Origin of the sequence: Streptomyces sp. NPDC101110 (assembly GCF_044759525.1) — a bacterium.
GTDB lineage: Bacteria > Actinomycetota > Actinomycetes > Streptomycetales > Streptomycetaceae > Streptomyces.
In genome coordinates, this window is record NZ_JBIVZM010000002.1 from 130113 (window position 1) to 152684 (window position 22572).

General features: G+C 73.7%; 22 protein-coding genes. 11 read left to right on the top strand and 11 right to left on the bottom strand.

Annotated features, from left to right (window positions below; translation table 11 throughout):
* Nucleotides 1-3: 3 nt before the first annotated feature.
* From ACIQU3_RS03945 to ACIQU3_RS03960, 4 genes are all read right to left on the bottom strand, one after another.
* Nucleotides 4-1581 carry a phytoene desaturase family protein gene (locus ACIQU3_RS03945; RefSeq protein ID WP_403727983.1) on the bottom strand — a complete coding sequence of 526 codons (1578 nt, stop codon included), beginning with the start codon at nt 1579-1581 and terminating at the stop codon, nt 4-6.
* A 62-nt stretch (nt 1582-1643) separates the two neighbouring features.
* Complete coding sequence (locus tag ACIQU3_RS03950; RefSeq protein ID WP_403727981.1) at nt 1644-3872, bottom strand: tetratricopeptide repeat protein; 2229 nt, start codon at nt 3870-3872, stop codon at nt 1644-1646.
* 61 nt (nt 3873-3933) lie between these two features.
* A complete protein-coding gene (locus ACIQU3_RS03955; RefSeq protein ID WP_403728282.1) occupies nt 3934-4716 on the bottom strand; it encodes an oxygenase MpaB family protein in 783 nt (260 codons plus the stop codon).
* A 300-nt stretch (nt 4717-5016) separates the two neighbouring features.
* The gene (locus ACIQU3_RS03960; protein ID WP_403727977.1) at nt 5017-5898 is read right to left on the bottom strand and encodes a universal stress protein; all 882 of its coding nucleotides are present in this window, start codon (nt 5896-5898) and stop codon (nt 5017-5019) included.
* A 175-nt stretch (nt 5899-6073) separates the two neighbouring features.
* On the opposite strand from ACIQU3_RS03960, the gene ACIQU3_RS03965 reads away from it, so the two are divergent.
* Nucleotides 6074-6532 (top strand): Crp/Fnr family transcriptional regulator, encoded by a 459-nt coding sequence (locus ACIQU3_RS03965; protein ID WP_403727975.1) that lies wholly within the window; start codon nt 6074-6076, stop codon nt 6530-6532.
* A gap of 21 nt (nt 6533-6553) precedes the next feature.
* On the opposite strand, the gene ACIQU3_RS03970 is transcribed toward ACIQU3_RS03965, so the two are convergent.
* Nucleotides 6554-7231, bottom strand: coding sequence for a helix-turn-helix domain-containing protein (locus ACIQU3_RS03970; protein ID WP_403727973.1), 678 nt, complete (start codon nt 7229-7231; stop codon nt 6554-6556).
* A gap of 287 nt (nt 7232-7518) precedes the next feature.
* Here ACIQU3_RS03970 and ACIQU3_RS03975 point away from each other — a divergent pair, with 287 nt between their 5' ends.
* The gene (locus tag ACIQU3_RS03975; RefSeq protein WP_403727971.1) at nt 7519-7902 is read left to right on the top strand and encodes an STAS domain-containing protein; all 384 of its coding nucleotides are present in this window, start codon (nt 7519-7521) and stop codon (nt 7900-7902) included.
* A 61-nt stretch (nt 7903-7963) separates the two neighbouring features.
* On the opposite strand, the gene ACIQU3_RS03980 is transcribed toward ACIQU3_RS03975, so the two are convergent.
* The 5 genes from ACIQU3_RS03980 to ACIQU3_RS04000 all read right to left on the bottom strand — a co-directional run bounded on the left by ACIQU3_RS03980 (nt 7964) and on the right by ACIQU3_RS04000 (nt 14306).
* Nucleotides 7964-8461 (bottom strand): flavodoxin domain-containing protein, encoded by a 498-nt coding sequence (locus ACIQU3_RS03980; protein ID WP_403727969.1) that lies wholly within the window; start codon nt 8459-8461, stop codon nt 7964-7966.
* Between the two features lie 192 nt (nt 8462-8653).
* A complete protein-coding gene (locus ACIQU3_RS03985) occupies nt 8654-9535 on the bottom strand; it encodes a universal stress protein (RefSeq protein WP_403727966.1) in 882 nt (293 codons plus the stop codon).
* 125 nt (nt 9536-9660) lie between these two features.
* Complete coding sequence (locus ACIQU3_RS03990) at nt 9661-10566, bottom strand: universal stress protein (protein WP_403727964.1); 906 nt, start codon at nt 10564-10566, stop codon at nt 9661-9663.
* Between the two features lie 103 nt (nt 10567-10669).
* Nucleotides 10670-11740, bottom strand: a complete 1071-nt coding sequence (locus ACIQU3_RS03995; RefSeq protein ID WP_403727962.1) for a zinc-dependent alcohol dehydrogenase family protein — start codon at nt 11738-11740, stop codon at nt 10670-10672.
* Nucleotides 11741-11927: 187 nt separating this feature from the next.
* Nucleotides 11928-14306, bottom strand: coding sequence for a glycoside hydrolase family 65 protein (locus ACIQU3_RS04000; RefSeq protein WP_403727957.1), 2379 nt, complete (start codon nt 14304-14306; stop codon nt 11928-11930).
* Between the two features lie 100 nt (nt 14307-14406).
* Between ACIQU3_RS04000 and ACIQU3_RS04005 the strand changes: the two genes are divergently transcribed.
* The 6 genes from ACIQU3_RS04005 (at nt 14407) to ACIQU3_RS04030 (ending at nt 18717) form a co-directional block, all read left to right on the top strand.
* Nucleotides 14407-14592 (top strand): BON domain-containing protein, encoded by a 186-nt coding sequence (locus ACIQU3_RS04005; RefSeq protein WP_403727955.1) that lies wholly within the window; start codon nt 14407-14409, stop codon nt 14590-14592.
* Between the two features lie 162 nt (nt 14593-14754).
* Entirely contained in the window at nt 14755-15429 is a 675-nt protein-coding gene (locus tag ACIQU3_RS04010) for a CBS domain-containing protein (protein WP_403923271.1), read from the top strand.
* Nucleotides 15430-15467: 38 nt separating this feature from the next.
* Nucleotides 15468-16052: a hypothetical protein gene (locus ACIQU3_RS04015; RefSeq protein WP_403923273.1), complete on the top strand. Its 585-nt coding sequence runs from the start codon at nt 15468-15470 to the stop codon at nt 16050-16052.
* A 145-nt stretch (nt 16053-16197) separates the two neighbouring features.
* Nucleotides 16198-17574, top strand: a complete 1377-nt coding sequence (locus tag ACIQU3_RS04020) for a rhodanese-like domain-containing protein (RefSeq protein ID WP_403727949.1) — start codon at nt 16198-16200, stop codon at nt 17572-17574.
* Nucleotides 17575-17608: 34 nt separating this feature from the next.
* On the top strand, nt 17609-17971 hold the full coding sequence (locus tag ACIQU3_RS04025; RefSeq protein WP_403923275.1) for a rhodanese-like domain-containing protein: 363 nt from the start codon (nt 17609-17611) through the stop codon (nt 17969-17971).
* Nucleotides 17968-18717 (top strand): sulfite exporter TauE/SafE family protein, encoded by a 750-nt coding sequence (locus tag ACIQU3_RS04030; protein WP_403727945.1) that lies wholly within the window; start codon nt 17968-17970, stop codon nt 18715-18717. The genes ACIQU3_RS04025 and ACIQU3_RS04030 overlap by 4 nt, the downstream gene beginning before the upstream one ends.
* A gap of 25 nt (nt 18718-18742) precedes the next feature.
* Here the strand turns inward: ACIQU3_RS04030 and ACIQU3_RS04035 are convergent, their stop codons facing one another.
* Nucleotides 18743-19024, bottom strand: coding sequence for a metal-sensitive transcriptional regulator (locus tag ACIQU3_RS04035; RefSeq protein ID WP_403727942.1), 282 nt, complete (start codon nt 19022-19024; stop codon nt 18743-18745).
* Nucleotides 19025-19098: 74 nt separating this feature from the next.
* On the opposite strand from ACIQU3_RS04035, the gene ACIQU3_RS04040 reads away from it, so the two are divergent.
* From ACIQU3_RS04040 to hypF, 3 genes are all read left to right on the top strand, one after another.
* Complete coding sequence (locus tag ACIQU3_RS04040) at nt 19099-19662, top strand: rhodanese-like domain-containing protein (protein ID WP_403727939.1); 564 nt, start codon at nt 19099-19101, stop codon at nt 19660-19662.
* A gap of 132 nt (nt 19663-19794) precedes the next feature.
* A complete protein-coding gene (locus tag ACIQU3_RS04045; protein ID WP_403923276.1) occupies nt 19795-20301 on the top strand; it encodes a hydrogenase maturation protease in 507 nt (168 codons plus the stop codon).
* A complete protein-coding gene (gene hypF / locus ACIQU3_RS04050) occupies nt 20298-22571 on the top strand; it encodes a carbamoyltransferase HypF (protein WP_403923278.1) in 2274 nt (757 codons plus the stop codon). Before ACIQU3_RS04045 ends, hypF begins: the two co-directional genes overlap by 4 nt.
* Nucleotide 22572 lies beyond the last annotated feature (1 nt).

A 22572-nucleotide genomic window follows, 5' to 3' on the forward strand; every position in this document is an offset into this window, starting at 1 on the left:
CGGTCACCCTCCCGTGTTCTCCAGCACGGCCATGGCCGCGTTGTGCCCCGGCACACCGCTCACCCCTCCCCCGCGCACCGCGCCCGCCCCGCACAGCAGTACGTTCGCGTGCCCGGTCTCTACGCCCCAGCGGCCGGTGCCCTCCTGGGCGTAGGGCCAGCTCAGCTCACGGTGGAAGATGTTGCCGCCGGGCAGGCCGAGGTCCCGCTCCAGGTCCAGCGGCGTCCTGGCCTCGATACAGGGGCGGCCGTCGGCATCGGTGGCCAGGCAGTCGGCCAGGGGCTCGGCCAGATGGGCGTCGAGCTGGGCGAGTGTGGACTTCAGCAGTTCCGCGCGCACGGAGTCGTTGTCCCGCTCGAACAAGCGGGCCGGGGTGTGCAGCCCGAAGAGGGTGAGCGTCTGGTAGCCCCGCTCGGCCAGGTCGGGGCCGAGGATGCTCGGGTCGGTGAGTGAGTGGCAGTAGATCTCGGAGGGCGGCGCGGCGGGCAGGCGGCCGGCGGCCGCCTGGGCGTGGGCGGTGGCCAGTTGTTCGTAGCCCTCGGCGATGTGGAAGGTGCCGGCGAAGGCCTCGCGCGGGTCGACGGAGCTGTCACGCAGCCGCGGCAACCGCTCGAGCAGCATGTTCACCTTGAGCTGGGCGCCCTCGGCGGGCGCGGGGGCGGGGTCGCCGGTCAGGTCCGCCAGGACCTGGGGTGAGGCGTTCACCAGGACGTGCCGGGCGGCGACGGTGTCTTCGCCGTCCGCCGTGCGCCAGGTGACCTCGGCGGTCCGGCCGTCCGTGGCGACGCGCACGGCCTCGTGGCCGGTGGCCAGGACCGCGCCCGCCGCGCGTGCCGCGTCCGCGAGGGCGTCGGTGAGGGCCCCCATGCCGCCGACCGGTACGTCCCAGTCGCCGGTGCCCCCGCCGATCACGTGGTAGAGGAAACAGCGGTTCTGCTTCAGGGAGGGGTCGTGGGCGTCGGCGAAGGTGCCGATGAGGGCGTCGGTGAGGACGACGCCGCGCACCAGGTCGTCGTCGAAGTGCTCCTCCACGGCCGCACCGATCGGCTCCTCGAACAGCATCCGCCAGGTGTCCTCGTCGTCGAGGCGGCGGCGCAGCTCGTCGCGCGCGGGCAGCGGCTCCGTGAGGGTCGGGAAGATCCGCCGGGCGGCGCGGCCGGTCCTGCCGTAGAACTCCTGCCAGGACCGGTACGCGCGGTCGGAGCCGGTGAGCCGGGCGAACGCCTCGCGGGTACGCCGTTCCCCGCCGCCGACGAGGAGTCCGGTGGCACGGCCGTCGCGTTCGGCGGGCGTGTAGGAGGAGACGGCGCGGGTGCGGACCCGGAAGTCCAGCCCGAGGTCCCGGACGATCTTCCTGGGCAGCAGGCTGACCAGGTACGAGTAGCGGGACAGCCGGGCGTCGACCCCGGCGAAGGGCCGGGTGGACACCGCCGCGCCGCCCGTGTGGTCGAGCCGTTCCAGGACCAGCACGGAGCGCCCGGCCCGGGCCAGGTAGGCGGCGGCGACCAGGCCGTTGTGGCCGCCCCCGACGATGACGGCGTCGTACGTCCGGTTGGCGCGGGGTCCCTCGGGTGCGGTCATGGTTCTTGGTAACACGGGGTGATCCGGATCGGCCAGACGGCGCCCGCCCCGTCCCGGCGGAGTCAGAGGCCGGCCGCGGCCCGCTGTTCCCGCAGGGCCGCGACTCTCCGGTACAGGGCCATGGCCTCGGCGCCGCGGCCGAGCTGTTCCAGACAGTGGGCTTCGTCGCCTCGGCTGGCGAGGGTGTCGGGGTGGTCGCTGCCGAGGACGCGTTCGCGGGCGGCGGCCACCTGCCGGTACTCGGTGAGCGCGTCGTGCCAGCGACCCAGCCAGCCGAGACCGACGGCGACCTCGCGGCGGCTCACCAGGGTGTCGGGGTGGCCGGGGCCGAGGACCTGTGCGCGGAGCGCGGCCACGTCGCGGGATTCGCCGAGCGCCTCCTCCCAGCGGCCGAGCCGGCCCAGGTTGACGCAGCGCCCGTGGCGGGCGCGCAGCGTCTCGGGGTGAGCGGCGCCCTGGCTGCGGGTGCGGTCCGCGACCAGGTCGGTGTAGAGGTCGAGCGCTTCCGCGCCGCGGCCGAGGCGGCCCAGGCTGATGCCGGTCTCGTGCCGGGCGGCGAGCGTGTCTGGGTGGTCGGGGCCGAGAGCGCGGCCACGGGCCTCGGCGACGTCACGGTAGATCTCCAGGGCCTCCGGCCAACGGCCCAGCTGCCCGAGGGTGTAGGCGACTTCGTACCGGGTGACGAGCGTGTCGGGGTGGTCCGGGCCGAGCACGCGGGCACGGGCGGCGGCCACCTCGCGGGCCATCCGGTAGGAGTCCTCCAGGCGGCCGAGACGGCCGAGGTTGAAGGCGAGGTTGTGGCGGCAGCGCAGGGTGTCGGGATGGTCGGGGCCCATGAGGTGCTCGCGGGCGGTGAGCACCGACGTGTAGACGCGGTGGGCGTCGAAGGGGCGGCCGAGCTGGCCGAGCACGTACGCCATCTCCTGGCGGGCGGCGAGGGTGTCGGGGTGGTCGGCGCCGAGGGTGCGGATCCTGGCTCCGGCGACGTGCTTGTACTCGCGCAGGGCGTCAGCGGCGCGGCCGGTGCGGCTGAGCGTGAAGGCGACCTCGTAGCGGCTGGCGAGGGTGTCGGGGTGGTCGGGGCCGAGGAGGTGCTCGCGCTCGGCGGCGACGGCCCGGTGCACCTCGCCCGCCTCCGTCCAGCGGCCGAGCCGTCCGAGGCTCAGGCCCGCGTTGTGCCGGCCGGCCAGGGCGGTCAGGACCTCCGTGGGCGGGGCGGGCCGCCGCGCGGGGGCCGGTTCCGCCACGACGGGGCCGGTGGCGGGCCGTGCGATCCACTCGCCGGACAGTCCCGCCGCGGGGTCCGGCGGTGCGGTGCGCAGTGCCGTGCCGGTGGCCTTGCGGCCGGTGGTCATGCCGTGCGTCCAGGACGGCAGCCGGGCCGCGCCGGCCGGCACGCCGGGTACCGGGCGGACCGCCGCGGCGGGCACATACGCCGGCGCGGCCCGGTGGGCGCTGATCCGCCGGGCCAGCTCGCGGGCGTCGTCGGGGCGTTGCCCGGGGTCCTTGGCGAGCAGGCCGAGGATGACCTGCTCCAGGTATTCCGGCAGGTCGGCCCGGTGCTCGCGCGGCGGGCGGGGCGGGGTGTCGCGATGGCCGACGAGGACGGCCCAGGCGTCGCCGAGGTCGAACGGCGGTACGCCGGTGGCGATCTCGTACAGCACGCAGCCGAACGAGTACAGGTCGCTGCGCTGGTCGACCTCGGTGCCGCCGATCTGCTCCGGGGACATGTAGTGCGGGGTGCCCATGGCGATGCCGGTGCCGGTCAGCCGGGAGGTGAAGCCGATGTCGTGGCCGAGTCGGGCTATGCCGAAGTCGCAGATCTTAACGGTGCCGTCGCCGAGACGCATGATGTTGGCGGGCTTCAGGTCCCGGTGGACGATGCCCTGCTCATGGCAGTAGGCGAGGGCGGCGGCGACCTGCTCGGCGATCTCCTCGACGTCCGCGACCGGCAGCGGGTGCTGCTTGTTGTCCTCCAGGAGCTGGCTGAGGTTGCGGCCGTCCAGCAGCTCCATCACGAGGTGGAGCACACCGTCGGACTCGCCGAAGTCGTGCACGACGGTGATGCCCCGGTGCTGCAGCGCGGCAGCCACCCGGGCCTCGCGGCGGAACCGCTCCCGCAGCACCCGGGTGAAGGCGTGGTCGTGGTTCGGGCCCAGCGGTTTGAGGCACTTGACGGCGACGTGCCGGCCCAGGGACTCGTCCCGTGCCCGCCACACCTCACCCATGCCGCCGCGCCCGATCAGATCGAGCAGCCGGTACCGGCCCTGGATGAGCCTGCTGTCCCCCATCTTGCGCGACGCTCCCCCCGGTAGCTGTCCGCCCGCCCCTCGGCCCACCCAGTATGGCGGCCTACCGTCCGAGTTTGCACGGTGCCGGACGCGCGCCGGGGCCGAGCCTCGCCATGGCCCGAAGTATGTGTTTGGGCGGGAGTTGCCAGCGCACACGTGCGGGAACGCGGCGCAGCAGGAGGCCCGCGAGGCGCAGCCGGCGGGTGACGGTGGCGGGCGCGGGGGCGGGTCTGCCGTACAACTCGTGGGCGTACGGCGGCAGGGAGGCGTACGCCAAGTGCGCCACTCGCCGCCACAGCACCTCGCGCGCCGGTACGAGGAGGGGGTGCGTCGGCGGGCGGAGGAGGAAGTCGTCCACCTCGCGTGCTTCGGGTCCCGCGGCCAGGTCGGGGCGCACCTTCTCGAAGTACGCGGCCAGCTCCGCCCGGTCGCCCGGTACGGCGTCGGGGTCGAGGCCCACCAGGCGTGCGCTCTGCCGGTGTTCGGCGATGTAGCGGTCGGCCTCCGCGTCGGTGAGCCGGAACCCGGACCGGCGCGCGACGTGCAGATACGAGTCGATCTCGGCGCAGTGCACCCACAGCAGCAGGGCGGGCTCGTCGAGGCCGTAGCGCTCGCCGGTGTCCGGGTCGGTCGCGCTCAGCGCGCGGTGGATCCTCCGGACCCGGGCACCGGCGCGCTCGGCCGCCTCGGTGGTGCCGTACGTCGTCGTTCCGACGAAGCCCGCGGTGCGCATCAGCCGGCCCCAGGCGTCGCGCCGGAAGTCGGAGTTCTGCATGACGCCGCGTACGGCGCGGGGATGCAGGGCCTGGAGATGGAGCGCCCGGACGCCCGCGATCCACATCATGGGGTCGCTGTGGAGCTGCCAGGTCACCGATTCCGGACCGAACAGTCCGGGGTCCGCGCCGTTCACGCGCCTCACCTCCGCCCGGCGCACACGATGGCACAGCTCGAACAGCGGGTCGAGAGGCTCCCCTTGGCAACCCGGAGGTCCGGTCGCCGGGCCATCACCTGCCCCGCGCTGCACCGGCCTCCGTTCGCGGTGCCGCGCCTCCCGCGCCGGGCCACCGCCGCCCGCGCCCCGCACGTCCTGTTCGACGGGACCGCCCCGGCCGACGCTGAACGACGCGGCCCGTCCGGTCCTCCGTCACACGAGCGGCTCCCACGAGGCCCCTTGGGGCACCACGGCCACCGGGCACGCGGCGTGGTGCAGCAGCGTGTGGGCCACCGTGCCCAGCTGGAGCCCGAAGTGGCCCTGCCGGCGTCGTGCCCCGACGACGACCAGGTCGGCCGCGGCCGAGCGGTGCACGAGCACCTTGCGAGCCGGGCCCTCGACCGCGGTGCGGTGCACCCGGACTCCGGGATGCTCGGACATGGCGACGGCGAGCAGTTCTTCGAGCTCCGCGCCGGCCTTCTCCTCGTGGTCCCGGTCGGGCGCGTCGGTGGGCGCGTGCGCGGCGCGGCGCCAGGCCCGGACCACGTCCAGGACACCACCCCGGGCCTCGGCCTCCCGGAAGGCGAAACGCACCGCCTCTCCACTGGTGGACGGGCCACCGGCGCCGAGGAGGATCCGCTGGTGGGTGCCCGCCAGGCCGGCCTTGTCACCGCGGACCACCACGACCGGGCAGTGGGCGCGCGCCGCGACGGTCAGGCCGACGGAACCGAGCAGCAGCCCCTTCAGTTCGCCGCGGCCCCGCGAGCCGGTGATCAGCGCGGTGGCGTCGTCGCCCGCCCGCAGGAGGGCGTCCGTCGCATCGGCGAGGAGAACGTCGGTGGAGACCTTCACGTCGGGGTCGCGCCGCACGGCGCGTTCCGCGGCGGAGGCAACGATGTGGTCGGCCCTCACTTGCCCGGCGGGGCGGTCAAGGCCGAGCGACGGAGTGCGGCCCTCGTACCGTTCCCACAGGGAGCCGTGGACCAGCCGCAGATCAAGCCCGTGACGGGCCGCCTCGTCCACTGCCCAGTCGACCGCCGGCAGACATCCGTCGGATCCGTCGACACCCACCACCAGGGGAAGTTCCCTCGTCATCGTTCCCACCGCCTCGTTCACGGCATGGTGCCGATCCGCTCTCACCGTCGCATCCGGGGCCGCCGGACGCGAGGGGCGGTCGGGCCCCCTTCCGGGGCCGTTCGGCCCGTGGTGCGCGGCCGGCAGCGGGCCCAGGCTGAAGTCGGCAGACCACGGGCTTGAAGGGAGCCGAGCGATGACCTCCACCACCAACCTGGCCGCGGGCCTCACAGCCGGACACCGCGAGCGGCTGATGCGGGCGGCCCGCGAGGTGTCCTTCGACACGGGTACACGCATCTTCGACGAAGGGATGCGCGCCGACCGGTTCTGGATCGTGCGCACCGGGACGGTCGCGCTCGACCTGCACATCCCGGGCCGGCGCGCGGCCGTGGTCGAGTCCCTGGGACACGGCGAGCTGGTCGGCTGGTCCTGGCACTTCGCGCCGTACGTGTGGCATCTGGGCGCGGAAGCGGTGACTCCGGTGCGTGCCCACGAGTTCGACGCGGATGCCGTGCGGGAGATGTGCCTCCGGGACCCCGAGTTCGGCCGTGCGATCGCGGACTGGCTCGGCCGGGTGGTCGCCCACCGGCTGCACGCGACCCGGGTCCGGCTGCTCGACCTGTACGCCCCCTACGGCAGCGGCGGCGGGCTGTGAGCGGCCGGGGCGCGCGGGCGTTCAGACCACGGTGATCCTGCGCCCGGTGACGGTGACGGGTTCGATACGCAGCCACAGGTCGCGCGGGCCTCCCGCCCAGGGTGTGCTGTACGCCTGCTCCGCGAGACGGGCGACCTCGTCCGGGTCCGTCACGGTCGTCGCGGGCCCTCGCACCAGTACGCTCCAGCCCTCGCTGAACGCCTCGTCGATGCGGTCGGCCTCGAAGGCGACCCGTTGGCCGTCCGCCTGGGCGGGGGCCGTTCCGGGCTCCGTGCGGAAGACGATCCCGCCGTCGACGACGCTGTAGTTGACCGGGACGACGACCGGCCCGGAGTCCGCGGGCACGGCGAGGCGTCCCACCCCGTGTGTGGAGAGCAGGGAGCGGCATTCCGCTTCGGTGAGTTCCCGGAACCGGGGTGTGCGGGCGGCCCGGCCGAGGCCGGGGGGCAGTTCGGTGTCCCCACCGGTCAGGTGCCACACCGTGGTCTTCAGTGCCCCGGCCAGCCGCAGGAGGGTGCCCGCGCCGGGGTCGGCCGGCGGCCGCTCCTCCAGGTACTGCAGGTAGGCGGGTGACATGCCCGCCCGTGCGGCCGTCTCCTGCCGGCTCAGGCCGAGTTCGGTACGCCGCTGGGTGATCCGCCGCCCGAGGTCGCCCTTCGGGCTGCCTTCCGCGGCGTGCGACGAGGCACGTTCGGTCATGGCGCGTCACCTCTCTCGATCGTCGGGCCGCCCGGTCGGGGACGACGTCTGTATGCCGCTCCACGCCCGGCACGTCACCGGGCGGGCGATGTGCCGGTGTGCACACCATTTCCAGCTTCGCGCGAATCGTCCGGACGCGCTTGGGCCGGTCGGCCCCGGGCACCGGACCGAGGGGGTGCCGAGGGGCGTACGACCGGGACTGCGCACCCCGCGAGTCCTTCCGGCCCACGTCGACGGGGGCCGATCGGCCCTACCGCGTGCCCCGCCCGCCAGGCTTTGCTCGGTCCATGCACGACGACCCCGGCACGTCCGCACCGCCGCCTCGGAAGCACACGACGCGCGTCGTGACGCTGCATGGCGAACTCGACCTGCTCACGGCACCCGTCCTGCGGGCCGACCTCGACAGGGCGACCGCCGATCCCTGTCCCGACCTGGTGCTCGATCTGCGTCCGGTGTCGTTCATCGACTGCGCGGGGCTCGGAGTCCTGTGCCGGGTGCGGAACCGCGTGCGGGCGCGCCGCGGCCGGCTTCGCCTGGTCATCGGTGGCACTTCCCTCCCGCGCCTCCTCCGGCACTCCGGTCTGGCCGGGGTCTTCGAGGTGCTTCCCGGCATGCCGGCGGGCGTGCCGGGGGTGCCCGCCGCAGAACCTGTCGACAGTGTGGCGAGGTGACGGGGTCACACGAACCCCCGGCAGGTTCGGGCGAACTGACGGGTGACAGGAACCGGCCGCGTCACTCGGGAGCCAGCTCGTTTCCGATCTTCGCCGCCCATGCCTCGATCCGCTCGAAGTCGCGGAAGTCCCCGCCCTTGCCGTTGCGGAGGATCATCCGGGCGACCCAGCCCTTCGCTCCCTCCCGCAGGCAGCCGCCGAAGGTGACGTGTTCCCTCACGTCGAGCCGGATCATGGCCCGCTTCACCCAGGGCACGGGCGGGATGTCCCGCTCCGAGGCCGAGGGGTCGAGCGGGCCGCTGCTGAAGAACCACAGCGGGCGCTCGGCCAGCGCCGTGCGGTGGCGGCGGACGAAGCGGCGGGCGTCCTTGTGCCAGTGACCGGCGTACAGACCGCCACCGACCACGACGGCGTCGTACTCCGCCACGCTCGGCGGGACACCGGCCGGGAGGGCCTCGGCGGTCAGCCCCTCCTTGCGCAGGACCCGTGCGATCGTCTCGGCGATCTCCTCGGTCGATCCGTTCGTCGTTCCATAGGCGACGAGCACGTTCGTCGGCATGATGGTCCGCCTTCTCTCACCCTTCGCGCAGCCGGTAGTCGGCCACGTCGTGCATCAGTTGTCCGTCCGCCCGCGGGCACGAGTCGTCCCGTCGGTCTCACCGGGCCTCCTTCTTCAAGCATCCGCCGGACGAGAGGGCCGGCGCATGGGCCGTCCGGGGCAGGCGCGGGCCCGACCGGCCCGGGGCCGGAATCACGCCTGCTCGGGGACGACCGCGACGGGGCAGGCCGCGTGGTGCAGCACGGCATGCGTGACGCGGCCGATGTGGAGGCCGAGGCGTCCGTGGGGCTGTCTGGCGCCTATCACGAGCAAGGCGGCACCGGCCGAGGCATCGAGCAGCACGGCCCGGGCCTGTCCTTCGACGATCCGCCGGCGTATCTCGACGTCCGGGTGTTCCTCGGACGGTGTGCGCAGCCCGGTGTCCAGGGCTTCGACGGCCCGCTGCCGGTGCACCCGCGCGGTTTCGCCGGTGGACCGGGACTGGCCGGTGACTTCGTACGCCGGGCGATGCCAGGCCCGTACGGCCTCGACCGGCGCCCCGCGACGGGCCGCTTCCCCGACGGCGAAGCGCACCGCCTCCGAATCCGCCGGCTTGTCGGGGGCCCCGACCACGACGGGGCGGCCCCGCCCGGGCCCGGGCCGGTTGTCGTGGTCACCGCGCACCACGATCACCGGGCCGTCGGCCCGCCCGGCGACGGCGAGGCCGACCGAACCGAGCAGTGCCTCGGCCGCGCTGCCGCGGCCACGCGAGCCGACGACGAGCGCTGCGGCCTTGCCTGCCAGCCGGCGGAGTACGGGCACGGGCCCCTCGGCAACGACCTCGGTGGTGACCTCCAGGCCGGGAACGCGCGCCCGGGCCCGCTTGGCCGCGGTCACCGCGAGGACGTCGGCGAGCAGCCGTTCCGACGCCGGCTCCCGTCCGGTGGGGAAGACCGCGTGTTCGTATCGCTCCCACAGGGAGGCGTGCACCACGTGCAACGGGACCCCGCGCAGCGCGGCCTCGTCCGCCGCCCAGTCCACGGCGCGCATGCTCGCCTCGGAACCGTCCACGCCGACAGCCAGCGGCTGGTCCATCGTCCTCATCCCCTCGGGGCGTCGGGCACGGGTGGCCCGGCCGATCGTGGAGGCGTTCGCCGGCCACCGGCCCCACTCCGGCCCACGTCGCCGCGTCCGGGGGTCCGTCGGCGGCGGCGGGGGCGTCAGGTGTGCGCCACCACGGCCACGGGAGCGACGGCGTGGTGCAGTACGGCATGGGTGACGGGGCCGATGTGCGCGCCGAACCGGCTGCGCCGTATCCGCCGGCCCACGACGACGAGCGACGCATAGCGGGAGGAGCTCACGATCTGGTCCGCGGCGCTGCCGGCGCGGGAGGCCTCGATGACCTCGACGGCCGGATGCTTGTCCCGCCAGGGGCGCAGCGCCTCGGTGAGTTCGGCGGCGTTCTGCCCGGCGAGTTCGTCGTACACGCTCACGTGGTCGGACAGGCCGTAGATCTTGTAGGGCGGAGGGGTCCAGGCGTGCAGGACGCGCAGGGAGGTGCCACGGCGGGCAGCCTCCTCGAACGCGAACGCGATGACCGCGTCGTCGGGGCTGCGGGTGTCGAGCCCGAGCAGCACCGGACGGAACCGCGTCGCCGCGGACGGTACGCCGGCCGGGTCCATGGCGTGCTCGTCCGCCGCCTGCTCTCCGGACCGCACCACGACCACCGGTGCCTCGGTACGCGCGATGACGGCCTGGCCCACGGAACCGACCATGAAGCCTGCGATCCCGCTCAGTCCCCGGGAGCCCAGGACCACGAGTTCGGCGTCCCCGGCGGCGTCCACCAGCTCCTGGGCCGGAACGCCGGTCAGCTGGACCGCTGTCACCTCCACCCCCGGGTGACGCGCCCTCAACCCCTCGGCGGCTCCGCGCGGGATCCGCTCGCTCCAGTGCCTCAGGGTCTCCGTGCCGAGCATCGGTGCCTGCGCCATCGGCTCCGGGACGGGCTCCCACACGTGCACCAGCCGCACGGGCAGCCCACGCAACCTCGCCTCACGGGCCGCCCACTCCGCGGCCGCACGGCTCTCGGAGGAGCCGTCGAGGCCCACCAGGACGGAACGCGTCATGCCGTCCACCTCCCGAATCGGTATCCGTCTCCAGGTTCGCGCCGGGCAGCGGCCACCATGCAGGGGCCGCAGGTCCTGGATCGGGGCCGTTCGGCCCTGGCCGTCACGGGGCCGGGACGGCCAGTTCGTCGTGGGGCTGTCCGCCCAGTACGACCTTGAGCGCGCCGGTGTCGGCGGCGTGCGCGAAGACCTCGTACGCCTCCTCCATCCGGTCCAGGGCGAAGGTGTGGGTGACCAGTGCCTCGGTCGGCACCCGGCCGCAGGCCGCCATCCTCAGCAGCATGGGCGTCGAGGACGTGTCGACCAGGCCGGTGGTGATGGTCACGTTCTTGATCCACAGATCTTCGAGGTGCAGGGTCGCGGGCCTGCCGTGGACGCCGACGTTGGCCACCCGGCCGCCGGGCCGCACCATGCGGGTGCACATCTCGAAGCTCTCCGGCACTCCCACCGCCTCGACGACGACGTCGGCGCCCATACCGCCGGTGAGATCGTCGACGAGCTGCTCCGGCTGGTCGCGCACGGAAGCGACGGCGTCGGCACCGAACCGCCTGGCGGCCTCGAGCCGGGAGTCGGCGAGATCCACGGCGATGATCCGCTCCGGTGAGTACAGCCGTGCGGTGAGGATCGCGGCGAGACCGATCGGGCCGGCGCCGACGACGGCGACGGTGTCACCGGGCCGCACGCCTCCGTTGAGCACGCCCACCTCGTAGGCGGTCGGGAAGATGTCGGCGAACAGCACGGCGTCCTTGCTCGCCAGCCCGCCCGGCAGCGGATGCACGGACAGGTCGGCGTGCGGCACACGCACGTACTCCGCCTGCGTGCCGTCGATCAGATGGCCGAGGATCCAGCCTCCGTCGCCCCGGCACTGACCGTAGGAGCCGTCCCGGCAGAAGCGGCAGCGGCCGCAGGCGGTGATGCAGGAGGCCAGGACCCGGTCGCCGGGCCGGACGGTGCGCACGTCGCTGCCGGTCTCGACGATCTCTCCGACCGCTTCATGTCCCAGCACCGTCCCGGAGGGCACCTCCGGGACGTCGCCCTTGAGGATGTGCAGGTCCGTTCCGCAGATGGTGACGGCATCGACCCGGACGATGGCGTCGGTGGGGTCCTTGACGGCGGGATCCGGGACGTCCTCCCAGGCGGACTGCCCGGGTCCGTGGAAAACGAAGCCTTTCATGGCCGTTCCTCCTCGGTCTCCGGCCCATCGTTTCGTGGTGGCGGATCGCCGGGGCGGGCACGGAGCGCATCGGAGATGCCCCTCGGTTCCATCTTCGGCCAGAGTGGTGGCCTTCGCTTGGTCCGGACGTCCCCGGGGCAGAGCCGTGCGTCCCCGCTCCGCGGCTCGTCACGCGGGGACGAGTGCCTCACGCACGGCCGTCGGCCAGCAGCAGCCGGCTCGTCTCCCCGGGGCCGACGCAGACGGTCCGGTCGGGGAGCCGCACGACGATCGGCGGGCCCCCGGAGGACGGGACGGCGATCTCCAGCCGGCCGCTCTCCAGCCGGACCCGCACTCCCCAATGCCCCTGGTACTGAAGGGAGAAGCCGTACGACGACAGCTCCGGCAGCGGCACCGGGTCGAGCCACAGCGCCCCTTGACGCGTCTCCAGGCCGGTCAGCCCGCGCTGGACCAGGTCGAGGGTGCCCGCCATCGCGCCGAGGTGGATGCCCTCGCCGGTGGTTCCGCCCTGGAGGTCGGCCACGTCGCCCCTGAGGGCTTCCTGGCAGAACGACCATGCCTCGCCGCGCCGGGCGCGTGCGAGGATCCAGCCGTGGACGAGACCGCTGAGGGTGGAGCCGTGGCTGGTGCGGGCCAGGTAGTAGTCGACCGTCCGCGCCCAGCTCTCCTCGTCCAGGCGGTGGCCCAGGCGCCCGAAGACGTCGCGGAGTTCGCCGGGCGAGAAGAGGTAGCCGAGCATCAGCACGTCCGCCTGCTTGGAGGCCTTGTAGCGGTTGACGCTGTCGCCCTCCGCCTCCAGGATCCGGTCCAGGCGCCGGATGTCGTCGTACCGCTTCCGGTAGCCGTGCCAGTCGAGTTCGGCGAGGTCGCCGTACCCCTCGAACTGGCTGATGACGCCGTCGTGGTAGGGGACGTGGAGTGTGCGGGAGACCTCCTCCCACCGTTGCAGCTCCGCGGCGCCCAACTCGGCACGTTCCGCGAGTTCACGGCGGCGGGGGGCCGGGAGATCGCGCAGCACCTCCAGGGTCCGGGCGAGCACCCAGGCCGCCGAGACGTTGGTGTACGCGTTGTCGTCCAGGCCCGGACGCTCGGCACCCGGGTAGGCGTCGTGATACTCGTCGGGGCCGACCACGCCCCGGATGCGGTGCCGCTCCAGATGGTCGTCCCAGGTGGCCGAGTCCGCCCAGAAACGCGCGATCTGCACCAGCATCTCGGCACCCTTGGTGTGCAGGAACTCCGCGTCCCCACTGGCCTCGCAGTACTGCCATACGTTGTGCGCGATCGCCGAACCGACGTGGTGCTGGAGATGGGTGTGGTCGGGCAGCCAGCGGCCCGAGCGGGGATTGAGATGCAGCCGCTGGGTCTCCTCGCGTCCGTCGCTTCCGCTCTGCCACGGGTACAGCGCGCCCCGGCGGCCGGCGGCGCGTGCGGCGGCGCGGGCCCGGTCCAGACGTCGGTGGCGGTAGTGGAGCAGGGCCCGGGACACCTCCGGGAAGTGCAGATTCAGGTACGGCAGGACGAACAGTTCGTCCCAGAAGACGTGCCCGCGGTAGGCCTCGCCGTGCAGCCCACGGGCCGGCACGCCCACGTCCAGTTCGGCGGTGTGCGGGGACAGGGTCTGCAGGACGTGGAAGAGGTGCAGGCGCAGGATGGCGCCCGCCTCTCCGGGGACGTCGATCCCGGCCCGGCGCCACAGCTGCTCCCAGGCGGTTCGGTGCGGTGCCAGCAGGCCGTCGAAGCCCGGGGCCCCGCTCACCCGGTCCACGGCTGCCTGCAGCGGGTCGCTGATCGCCGGATCGTGAGAGGTGTGCAGGGCGATGGTCTTGTCGACGGTGACGGTACGCCCGGGGGCCAGGGAGAGCGTCACACGCTGGACGGCGCGTGCGGGTTCGTGCGCCTCCGAGACGGGCTCCGGGGCCGTCAGCCGGGCCGCCATGGCGATCCGGATGTCCGACGTGCGGGTCCGGCAGCGCAGCCACACCGTGCCGGGCCCGGCGGTACCGGTGTGCACATGGGTCAGGTGGCGGCCCTCCAGGCCGCTGTAGCGCTGCACCCCGCTGTTGGTCACTCCCCCGTCCAGCGCCGCCTCCACCTCCAGCTCCGCCGGGGCCCCCGCCAGGGTGAACTCGGTGCGCAGGGCCGCCAGACAGGGGTCGGCCATGTGGACGAGCCGCAGCTGGCGTACGGACAGCACTTGTCCCGTGTCCAAGCGGTAGTCGGTCACGCGTTCGAGGAGACCCGCGTCCAGGTCCACGGACTGCCGGTGGGTGAGCACCGGCGCGGTGTCCGGGGTGAGCCACGCACCGCCCGGGCGCCGGAAGCGCAGCGGCAGCCAGTTCGGCAGGTTGACCATGTCCTCGTTCTCGACCCGGCGTCCCGCGACCAGGGAGGTGATCCGGTTGTAGCAGCCGGCCACGTAGCAGCCCGGATAGTGCACGTCGTCGGCCGCGCACTCCGGCAGGGCGCCGCGCGTGGCGAAGCGCCCGTTGCCCAGCGTGCAGAGCGCCTCCCTCAGCCGCTCGTCCGCGGGGTCGTACCCCTCGTAATCCCAGGTTCGGGCCGTCATGCGGCTGCCCCTTTCACGGACGGGAGGCCGGGTGCTCCGGTTGAGACTCCCGCATGACCAGTGTTGCCCGGCCCGGGAGGCGCCGCATCGATCGCACCCCATGCCCTCAGGGCCCACACCCGAGCCGGTCCCGGTGGACGTCACCGGCGGCGTCGTCACCCTCACCGGCCAGGTAAGGGACACCTCCTCGGTACCGATCGTCGCCTGCGTCGTGCGCTCCGTCGAAGGCGTCGTCGACGTCGGCCGGGCCCTGTCCGGCGGCATGCGGGCGACCGGCCCCGGGTGAGCCGAAGGTCCCTCGGTTCAGGGACGTGCAGCCCCCCTCCCTCTGCGCGACGGCCCAAGCCCGTCACCTCGTCCGGGGAGCAGGCTGAAGGTGAGTGGCCATGCGGTCGACCGCCGGGCCGACACCCACAGCGGTCGCTCGCGGACCGAAGGGAGGCGCGTCATGCAGCACCGCACGATCGGAGACCTCATGACCCGTGACGTCGTACGGGTGCGACCGGACACGTCGTTCAAGGAGGTCGTCGGGCTGCTGGCCGACCACGGTGTGACGGCCCTGCCCGTGGTCGACGAACTGGATCAGCCGGTGGGGGTGGTGTCGGAAGCCGACCTGCTCCGCACCGTCGCGGCCCAGCCGGATCCCGGCGGACTGCCGCCGTCGAAGGGCCGCTCGAACGGGGCACACCCCGTGGGCGAGGGCAGCACGGCCGGGGAGCTGATGACGGTTCCCGCGGTCTGCGCGCGCCCGGAGTGGACGGTCGTCGAGGCCGCACGCCTGATGGACGGCGAAGGCGTCAAACGACTTCCCGTGACCGATGAGGCGGGCGCGCTGATCGGCATCGTCAGCCGTGGTGATCTTCTCCGGGTCTTCCTGCGCCGGGACGAGGCGCTGCGCGACGAGATCACCCTTGACGTCCTGGCCCGGACTCTCGGTCTCGCCCCCGCCGACGTGACCGTGGAAGTGCGGCAGGGCCGGGTGCGGCTGAAGGGCCGGGTGGAGTCCGGCCGGCTCGTCCCGGTCATCGAGCGGCTGTGCCGCGGGGTCGACGGGGTCGTGTCGGTGGAATCGGATCTGACCTGCGGTGTCGACGGCCCGCCCGAAGCCGGGCTTCCCGGCTGAGGCGGGACAGCGGCAGCGGAAGACGGAGGCGAAGCACGATGGGCTCGAGCGCGGCCGGCCGGCGCTCGCCCCTGTGGCGCTGGCGCCGTAACCCGCTGCGCCGCCGTGAAGACGTATGGGAGGCCTGGATCCTGCTGGTCGCCTGGTTCGTCGTCGTCGTGGCCGGCCCTGTCGCGGGTGTGCTCGGCGCGCAGGCCACGGTGGACCGGCACGCGCAACGACGTGTGGAGCGGCACCCCGTCACGGCGACCCTGCTCGGCGACTCGCCCCGGAGAACCGTCAACGGTGAGATCACGATCGAGCGCGTGACAGCGCCGGTGCGCTGGACCGCTGCGGACGGCACCTCGCACACGGGCAGTGCGCAGGTGGACGCCGGCCGGAAGGCCGGTGAGCGGGTCGTGGTGTGGCTGGACCAGAAGGACCGGCTCACCGGAGAACCGCAGACTCCGGGCGATGCGAACGTCGAGGCGGCCTTCATGGGTGCCGCCTCCTTCGGCGCCGTCGCCGTCGCGGCCGCCGCGGGTGTCCACGGCGCGCGCTTGGCCCTGGACCGGCGCCGCAGCCGCGCGTGGGACGCGGAATGGCGGAGGCTCGGGTCCCAGTGGGGCCGAACCGCCGACTGATCCCGCCGACCCGTCAGCCCCGAAGGGGCCCCGCGGCGACGCCCCATCCAGGGTCAACACACCGCCGCAATACCCCCCGGGGTATCTCTGTTACGGTGAGGACAGATACCCCCCGGGGTAAACCGTCCCTAGAGGAGTCGTAGTCGTGTTCTTCGTCGACACCCTGGAATTCGAGGGTCTGGGAAACCGCAGCTATCTGTCCGGCGGACCGGATGCCGCAGTCGTGGTGGATCCCCCGCGCGACGTGGACCGGATCATCGCCGCAGCCGCCCGTCGCGGGGTACGCATCGCCTACGTGGCCGAGACTCACCTGCACAACGACTACATCAGCGGCGGCCTGGAGCTGGCCCGCACGACCGGCGCCCGATATCTGGTACCGGCCGGGGCCTCGGTGTCCTTCGAGCGCACCGCGGTCACCGACGGCGACGCGATCGCGGTGGACGAGGGACTGCTGCTGCGCGCCGTCGCGACCCCCGGTCACACACCGCACCACACGTCCTACGTCCTGGAGGAGGACGGGCAGCCGGTGGCGGCCTTCACCGGTGGATCGCTGCTGATCGGCAGCGTAGGGCGGCCCGACCTGGTGGAACCGCGGCTGACCGAACGGCTGGCCCGTGCCCAGCACGCCTCCGTGCACCGGCTGGCCGACTCCCTCGACGACGAGGTGCGCGTGCTGCCCACACACGGCTTCGGCAGCTTCTGTTCCTCCTCACAGGCAGCGGGGGACGCGACGACGATCGGTGCGGAGCGCGAGAACAACGAGGCCCTGACCACCGACGTGGACTCCTTCGTCGCGCGACTGCTCGCCGGCCTGGACGATGTGCCCGCCTACTACGCGCACATGGGTCCGGCCAACGCCGCGGGCCCCGCGCCTGTCGACCTCACCCCGCCGCGATCAGCCGATGCCGAGGAGATCGCTTCCCGGCTGGCTGCCGGCGAGTGGGTGGTGGACCTGCGCAACCGTGTCGCCTTCGCCGAGAGCCATGTCGCCGGTTCGTTCAATGTCGAGGGGGAGGGGAAACTCGCCACCTATCTGGCGTGGCTGATCCCCTGGGGCAAGCCCGTGACCCTGCTGGCTTCCACACCGGAGCAGATCGCCATGGCGCAGCGGGAGCTGACCCGGGTGGGCATCGACCGCCCTGCCGCCGCCGCAACCGGCGAGCCGCGGGCCTGGATACGCGACGGCGAGCGTCCGGCCTCGTTCCCGCGCGCCCGCTTCGCCGATCTCGCCGAGGTCCACGGGCGCGGCGAGCAGGCGGTGGTGCTGGACGTGCGCCGCGACTCCGAGCGCGCCTCAGGCCACGTCGAAGGGTCGCTGCACATCCCCGTACACGAGCTGCACGGCCGTCTCGGCGAGGTGCCCGCCGGGGTGGTGTGGGTGCACTGCGCCGGTGGGATGCGCGCCGCGATCGCCGCTTCCCTCCTCGACGCCGCCGGCCGCGAAGTCGTCGCCGTCGACGACGCCTTCACCGCCGCCGGCGAGGCCGGGCTGCCCGTCACGGGACCCGTCGCCACCGCCTGATCCACACCGCGCCTTCCGTAGGGAGACACCCACCATGCCGCCCCTCTTTCCTCGCGGCCCCGGCCGCCTCACCCCAGAACAGGCCCATCGGCAGTTCGCCGACGGGCGGGCCGTCCTGCTCGACGTCCGTGAGACACCGGAGTGGGAAGCCGGCCACGCGCCCGGGGCGCTGCACCTGCCTCTCTCCCGCCTCATGGCGCGCGCTCCGCTGCCCGCCGGTGCCGACGGCAGACGGGTGGTGGCCGTGTGCCGCTCCGGGAACCGCTCCCGCGCTGCCGTGGACCTCCTGACCGCCGCCGGCCTGGACGCCACCGACGTCACCGGGGGCATGACCGCCTGGGTCCGAGCAGGACTGCCGGTCAGCGGTGTGAACGCAAGCGGCGGTGTCACAGGGTGAGCGAGCTGATCCCGGCCCTGATCGCCGGAGGTGTGGTGGGCCTGGCCCTCGGCGCACTGGGTGGCGGTGGCAGCGTCCTGGCGGTGCCCGCCCTCGTCTACCTGCTGGGGTTCACCCCCGCCGCGGCCTCCACGGCCGCCCTGCTCATCGTCCTCGCCACCTCGCTGACCGCCCTGTACGGCCACGCCCGCGCCCGGAACGTGCGGTGGCGGACAGGTGCCCTCTTCGCGGCGGCGGGGCTGCTGCCCGCCGCCGCGGCCGGGGCACTGTCGGTACGCCTGCCGCAGCCGCTGCTGACCGCCGCGTTCGCCACCGTGGCCGCTGTCGCGGCCGTCCGTATGCTGCGCCCCGTCCGGGACGTCCCCGCGGGCCACCGGGGGTCGCGCCCGGCGCGGGCCGCCGGCACGGGGGCGGGACTGGGAGCCCTGACCGGACTGCTCGGCGTCGGCGGGGGCTTTCTGGCCGTGCCCGCCCTGGTCACGGTGCTGGCGTTCGAGATGCAGGCCGCGATCGGCACGAGCCTGCTGGTCATCTCGGCGAACTCACTGGCCTCGCTGGCCACCCGGGGGGCCACTACCGCGGGCGTCGACTGGACGGTGCTGGGGCCGTTCACCGGGGCCGCGATCCTGGGCGCCCGGGACGGCAAGAGGCTGGCGGCCAGGATCTCCGGCTCCCTGCTGCAACGCACGTTCGCGGTTGTCCTGCTGGCCGTGGCCGCGCTCATGCTCGCCGACGCCCTGACATGACCGGACCCGGTTGCGGCACACCCCCTCAGGCCAGCGACAGGAAGAGCTTCTCCAGCCGGGTCCGCATCTCCTCACGATCCTCGGAGACTGCCATGTCCTCGCTGGTGAGGCACTGCTGGAGGCCGGTGGCGATGATCGCGAAGCCCGCCTTGTCCAGTGCTTTGGACGCCGCCGCGAGTTGCGTCACCACGTCCTCGCAGTCCCGCCCCTCCTCGATCATCTTGATCACACCGGCGATCTGACCCTGCGCCCGGCGCAACCGGTTGACCACCGTCTTCAGTTCCTCAGCTGCCATCGCCAGTTCCACGATCCACACTCCTTCGGATACCCCCGCGGGTATCGTACCGAAGGGGTGACGCACAGAGAGCAAAGGAAATTCCCATGGCACACAGCGCCCTCACGGCCGACCAGGCCGGCGCCCGCCTGCACGAGCTGACCGTCATCGACGTTCGCACCCCCGGCGAATACGCGACCGGCCACCTGCCGGACGCCCACAACATCCCCCTCGACCACCTCGACGCGGCCCTGCCCGCTCTCAGGACGTCCGCCCAGCGCGGCGACCTCCTGGTCGTGTGCGCTTCGGGTGCCCGTTCCGCCGAAGCCTGTCGGCGGCTGGCGGAGGCCGGCGTCGCAGCCGCCACCCTCACCGGCGGCATCACCACCTGGACCCAGCTCGGTCACGACGTCCACCGCCCCACCGGCACCCGCGCGCCCTGGCCGATGGATCGCCAGGTCCGCCTGACCGCAGGGTCCCTCGTGCTTGCGGGCCTGTTCGCCGGGCGGCTCCGGCCGGGGGCGCGCCGGCTCTCCGCCGCTGTCGCCGGCGGCCTGGTCTTCTCCGCGCTCACCGACACCTGCGGCATGGCCCGCGTGCTCGCCAGGCTTCCTCACAACAGGCCCAAGGCATCCGACCTGGACGCCACGCTCGCCGCGCTGAGCCGCTGATGCCCCCGCCGCAGCCGACCCGCGCATACGTCCGGTCTCGGCCTGCCCTCTCGGGCACGCGGGCGGTCCGAACCGCCGATGGGGGCCGTTCGGCCCTGGGCACGGGGACCGGGACGGGCGCAGCGTGGACTCATGGGGACGCATACGCGGATCGCTGTCATCGGCGTCGGAAACGAGTTCCGGCGGGACGACGGCGTGGGCTGTTCCGTCGCCGCCCGGCTGCTCGAGCGGGCCGAGAGCCGTGCGCTCCCACCCGGAACCGTGGTCGCGACCTGCGACGGTGATCCTGCCCGCCTGATCGGGCTGTGGGAAGGCGCCGGTCTGGCCGTGGTCGTGGACGCGGCACACGCGGAGCCCGGGCATCCCGGGCTGGTCCACCGGATCGAGCTCGGCGCCGAGCGTCTCGCCCGGCAGCCGACCACCAGCTCGCACGGCCTCGGGCTCGGTGAGGCCGTCGAGCTCGCCAGAGTGCTGGGCCGGCTGCCCGGGCACCTCGTCGTGTACGCGGTCGAGGGAGCCGACACCTCTGTGGGTGCCGGTCTGTCGCCTGCCGTCGAGGGCGTAGTGGAACCGCTCGTGGCCTCGGTCGAGGACGAGATCGTCCGCCATCGCGTCGCCGGGGCGAGGGGTCCGTCATGAGCGTCCGGCGCTTCCTGGTGCTCGGGACGGTGCAGGGTGTCGGCTTCCGGCCCTTCGTGTACCGCACCGCCGTCGGCCTGGGGCTGGACGGCTGGGTGGCGAACGTGGACGGTCACGTCGAGGGCGAGGTCGCGGGTGACCTCCGGGCCATCGACGAGTTCGCCGCCCGCATCCGCACCGGGGCGCCGCCCCTGGCCCAGGTGCGGCAGGTCGGCCTGTCCACCGCGTACGCCGTCCCCCGCAAGGGGTTCCACGTACGGCGCAGCTCCCCGGGACACGCACGGGCGGCACCCCGCGACGTCCCGCCCGACGCTGCCGTCTGTGACGCCTGCCTGCGGGAGCTGTACGACCCCTCCGACCGGCGCCACCGCTACCCGTTCATCAACTGCACCGACTGCGGACCGAGGGCCACGATCATCGAGGGCCTCCCCTACGACCGCGAACGCACCACCATGCGTCGCTTCCCGCTCTGCCCGGCATGCGCGTCCGAGTACGTCGACCCGGGAAACCGCCGCTTCCACGCCGAGCCCGTCGCCTGTCCCGACTGCGGCCCCCGATTGGCCTGGGCCGGTCTGCGGGGCGAGGACGCGCTGCGGGCGGCGGCGAAGACGATCGCCGACGGCGGCATCGTCGCCGTGAAGGGACTGGGCGGCTACCAGCTGGTGTGCGACGCGGACAACGATGACGCCGTGTCCGGGCTGCGGCTGCGCAAGCACCGTCCTGCCAAACCGTTCGCGGTCATGGTCAGGGACATCGAAACGGCTGCGCACCTGGCACGGGTCGGCGGCACGGAACGCGCGGTGCTCACCTCACCGGTCCGTCCCGTGACGCTGCTGGCGGCACGTCGACGGCACTCCCTCGCCCCGCAGGTCGCTCCCGGAGTCCCACGGATCGGCCTCTTCCTGCCCACGACCGGCCTGCACCATCTGCTGCTGGACGAAACGGCCCGGCCGTTGGTCGTCACCAGCGGCAACCCCAGCGACGAACCGATCGCCATCGCGGACGACAGGGCACAGCGCGATCTCGCTCGCGTCGCGGACGGATTCCTCACCCACGACCGGCCGATCCGGGCCCGCTACGACGACTCGGTGGTCCGGATCACGGACCGGACCCGGATCACCGTCCGCCGGGCACGCGGCCTGGCCCCCGCGCCCTTGCCGCTCGCGGTCACGGTGCCCATGGCCGGAGTCGGAGCCCAGCTCAAGCACGCGTTCACACTCGCCGGGGGCGGCCGGGCGTACCTGGGCGCGCACACCGGCGATCTGTCCGACGTGGCGACGTACGACGCCTTCCGCCGTTCCTACGACGACCTGAGACGGCTCACCGGCATCGAACCGGAGATCCTCGCGCACGATCTCCATCCCGGCTACCTGTCCACGCGATGGGCGCTGGACCGGCCCCTGCGCCGGATCGCCGTCCAGCACCACCACGCGCACGTGGCCGCGGTCGCCGCGGAGCACGGGGTGCGGGGCCCCTTCCTCGGCATCGCCTACGACGGCCTGGGCCTCGGGGACGACGGCACCCTGTGGGGCGGCGAGATCCTCGTCGCCGATCTGAGCGGCTACCGCCGGGTGGGCAGGTTCGCGACGGCGCCCCTGCCCGGCGGCGACGCCGCGGTACGCCATCCTTCCCGCACGGCCCTCGGTCATCTGCTGGACGCCGAGGCCCTGGGCACGCCCCGCCCCTCCCCCGGGCTCGTCGGGCGCTTCACCGATCTCCTCGACCCGGCCGAGGTCTCGGCCGTGCGCGCGATGGTCACGCGCCGCGTGAACTGTCCCCGTGCCTCGAGTGCGGGACGTCTGTTCGACACCGCCGCCGCACTGCTCGGGCTGGCGGACACTGCCGGCTACGAGGGTGAGGCGGCCGTGCGCCTGGAGGCCGCGGCCGGGACGACGCACTCCGTCCCCCTCGCCCACCGGGTCGTCCGGGTGGGCGGTCTGTGGGTGTACGACTCGACGCCCACGGTGACCGACCTGCTGGAGCGGCGGGCGAGGGGGGAGCCGGTGCCGGACCTCGCGGCCGCGTTCCATCTGACCCTCGCGCACGCCACCTCCGACCTCGTCGCACGGGCCGTCGAGGAGGGTGCTCCACGCACCGTCTGCCTGGGCGGGGGCTGTTTCGTCAACGGCCGGCTGCTCGTCGAGGTGCGGAGGCGGCTGCGCGCTCAGGGGCTGCGGGTCCTCGTGGGAGGCGAGGTCCCGGTCGGTGACGGCGGCATCAGTTACGGCCAGGCCGCGGTGGCCGCCGCCCGGGTCGCGAAGGAGAGGTGAG

What these genes read in the sequence shown, in the direction of transcription:
- ACIQU3_RS03970 (WP_403727973.1), bottom strand. Translation starts at nt 7,231, where the DNA reads ATGACCGAACGTGCCTCGTCGCACGCCGCGGAAGGCAGCCCGAAGGGC.
- ACIQU3_RS03950 (WP_403727981.1), bottom strand. Translation starts at nt 3,872, where the DNA reads ATGGGGGACAGCAGGCTCATCCAGGGCCGGTACCGGCTGCTCGATCTG.
- ACIQU3_RS03945 (WP_403727983.1), bottom strand. Translation starts at nt 1,581, where the DNA reads ATGACCGCACCCGAGGGACCCCGCGCCAACCGGACGTACGACGCCGTC.
- ACIQU3_RS04000 (WP_403727957.1), bottom strand. Translation starts at nt 14,306, where the DNA reads ATGACGGCCCGAACCTGGGATTACGAGGGGTACGACCCCGCGGACGAG.
- ACIQU3_RS04015 (WP_403923273.1), top strand. Translation starts at nt 15,468, where the DNA reads ATGGGCTCGAGCGCGGCCGGCCGGCGCTCGCCCCTGTGGCGCTGGCGC.
- ACIQU3_RS04025 (WP_403923275.1), top strand. Translation starts at nt 17,609, where the DNA reads ATGCCGCCCCTCTTTCCTCGCGGCCCCGGCCGCCTCACCCCAGAACAG.
- ACIQU3_RS03980 (WP_403727969.1), bottom strand. Translation starts at nt 8,461, where the DNA reads ATGCCGACGAACGTGCTCGTCGCCTATGGAACGACGAACGGATCGACC.
- ACIQU3_RS03955 (WP_403728282.1), bottom strand. Translation starts at nt 4,716, where the DNA reads ATGATGTGGATCGCGGGCGTCCGGGCGCTCCATCTCCAGGCCCTGCAT.
- ACIQU3_RS04010 (WP_403923271.1), top strand. Translation starts at nt 14,755, where the DNA reads ATGCAGCACCGCACGATCGGAGACCTCATGACCCGTGACGTCGTACGG.
- hypF (WP_403923278.1), top strand. Translation starts at nt 20,298, where the DNA reads ATGAGCGTCCGGCGCTTCCTGGTGCTCGGGACGGTGCAGGGTGTCGGC.
- ACIQU3_RS04005 (WP_403727955.1), top strand. Translation starts at nt 14,407, where the DNA reads ATGCCCTCAGGGCCCACACCCGAGCCGGTCCCGGTGGACGTCACCGGC.
- ACIQU3_RS04045 (WP_403923276.1), top strand. Translation starts at nt 19,795, where the DNA reads ATGGGGACGCATACGCGGATCGCTGTCATCGGCGTCGGAAACGAGTTC.
- ACIQU3_RS03960 (WP_403727977.1), bottom strand. Translation starts at nt 5,898, where the DNA reads ATGACGAGGGAACTTCCCCTGGTGGTGGGTGTCGACGGATCCGACGGA.
- ACIQU3_RS03990 (WP_403727964.1), bottom strand. Translation starts at nt 10,566, where the DNA reads ATGACGCGTTCCGTCCTGGTGGGCCTCGACGGCTCCTCCGAGAGCCGT.
- ACIQU3_RS03995 (WP_403727962.1), bottom strand. Translation starts at nt 11,740, where the DNA reads ATGAAAGGCTTCGTTTTCCACGGACCCGGGCAGTCCGCCTGGGAGGAC.
- ACIQU3_RS03985 (WP_403727966.1), bottom strand. Translation starts at nt 9,535, where the DNA reads ATGGACCAGCCGCTGGCTGTCGGCGTGGACGGTTCCGAGGCGAGCATG.
- ACIQU3_RS03975 (WP_403727971.1), top strand. Translation starts at nt 7,519, where the DNA reads ATGCACGACGACCCCGGCACGTCCGCACCGCCGCCTCGGAAGCACACG.
- ACIQU3_RS03965 (WP_403727975.1), top strand. Translation starts at nt 6,074, where the DNA reads ATGACCTCCACCACCAACCTGGCCGCGGGCCTCACAGCCGGACACCGC.
- ACIQU3_RS04040 (WP_403727939.1), top strand. Translation starts at nt 19,099, where the DNA reads ATGGCACACAGCGCCCTCACGGCCGACCAGGCCGGCGCCCGCCTGCAC.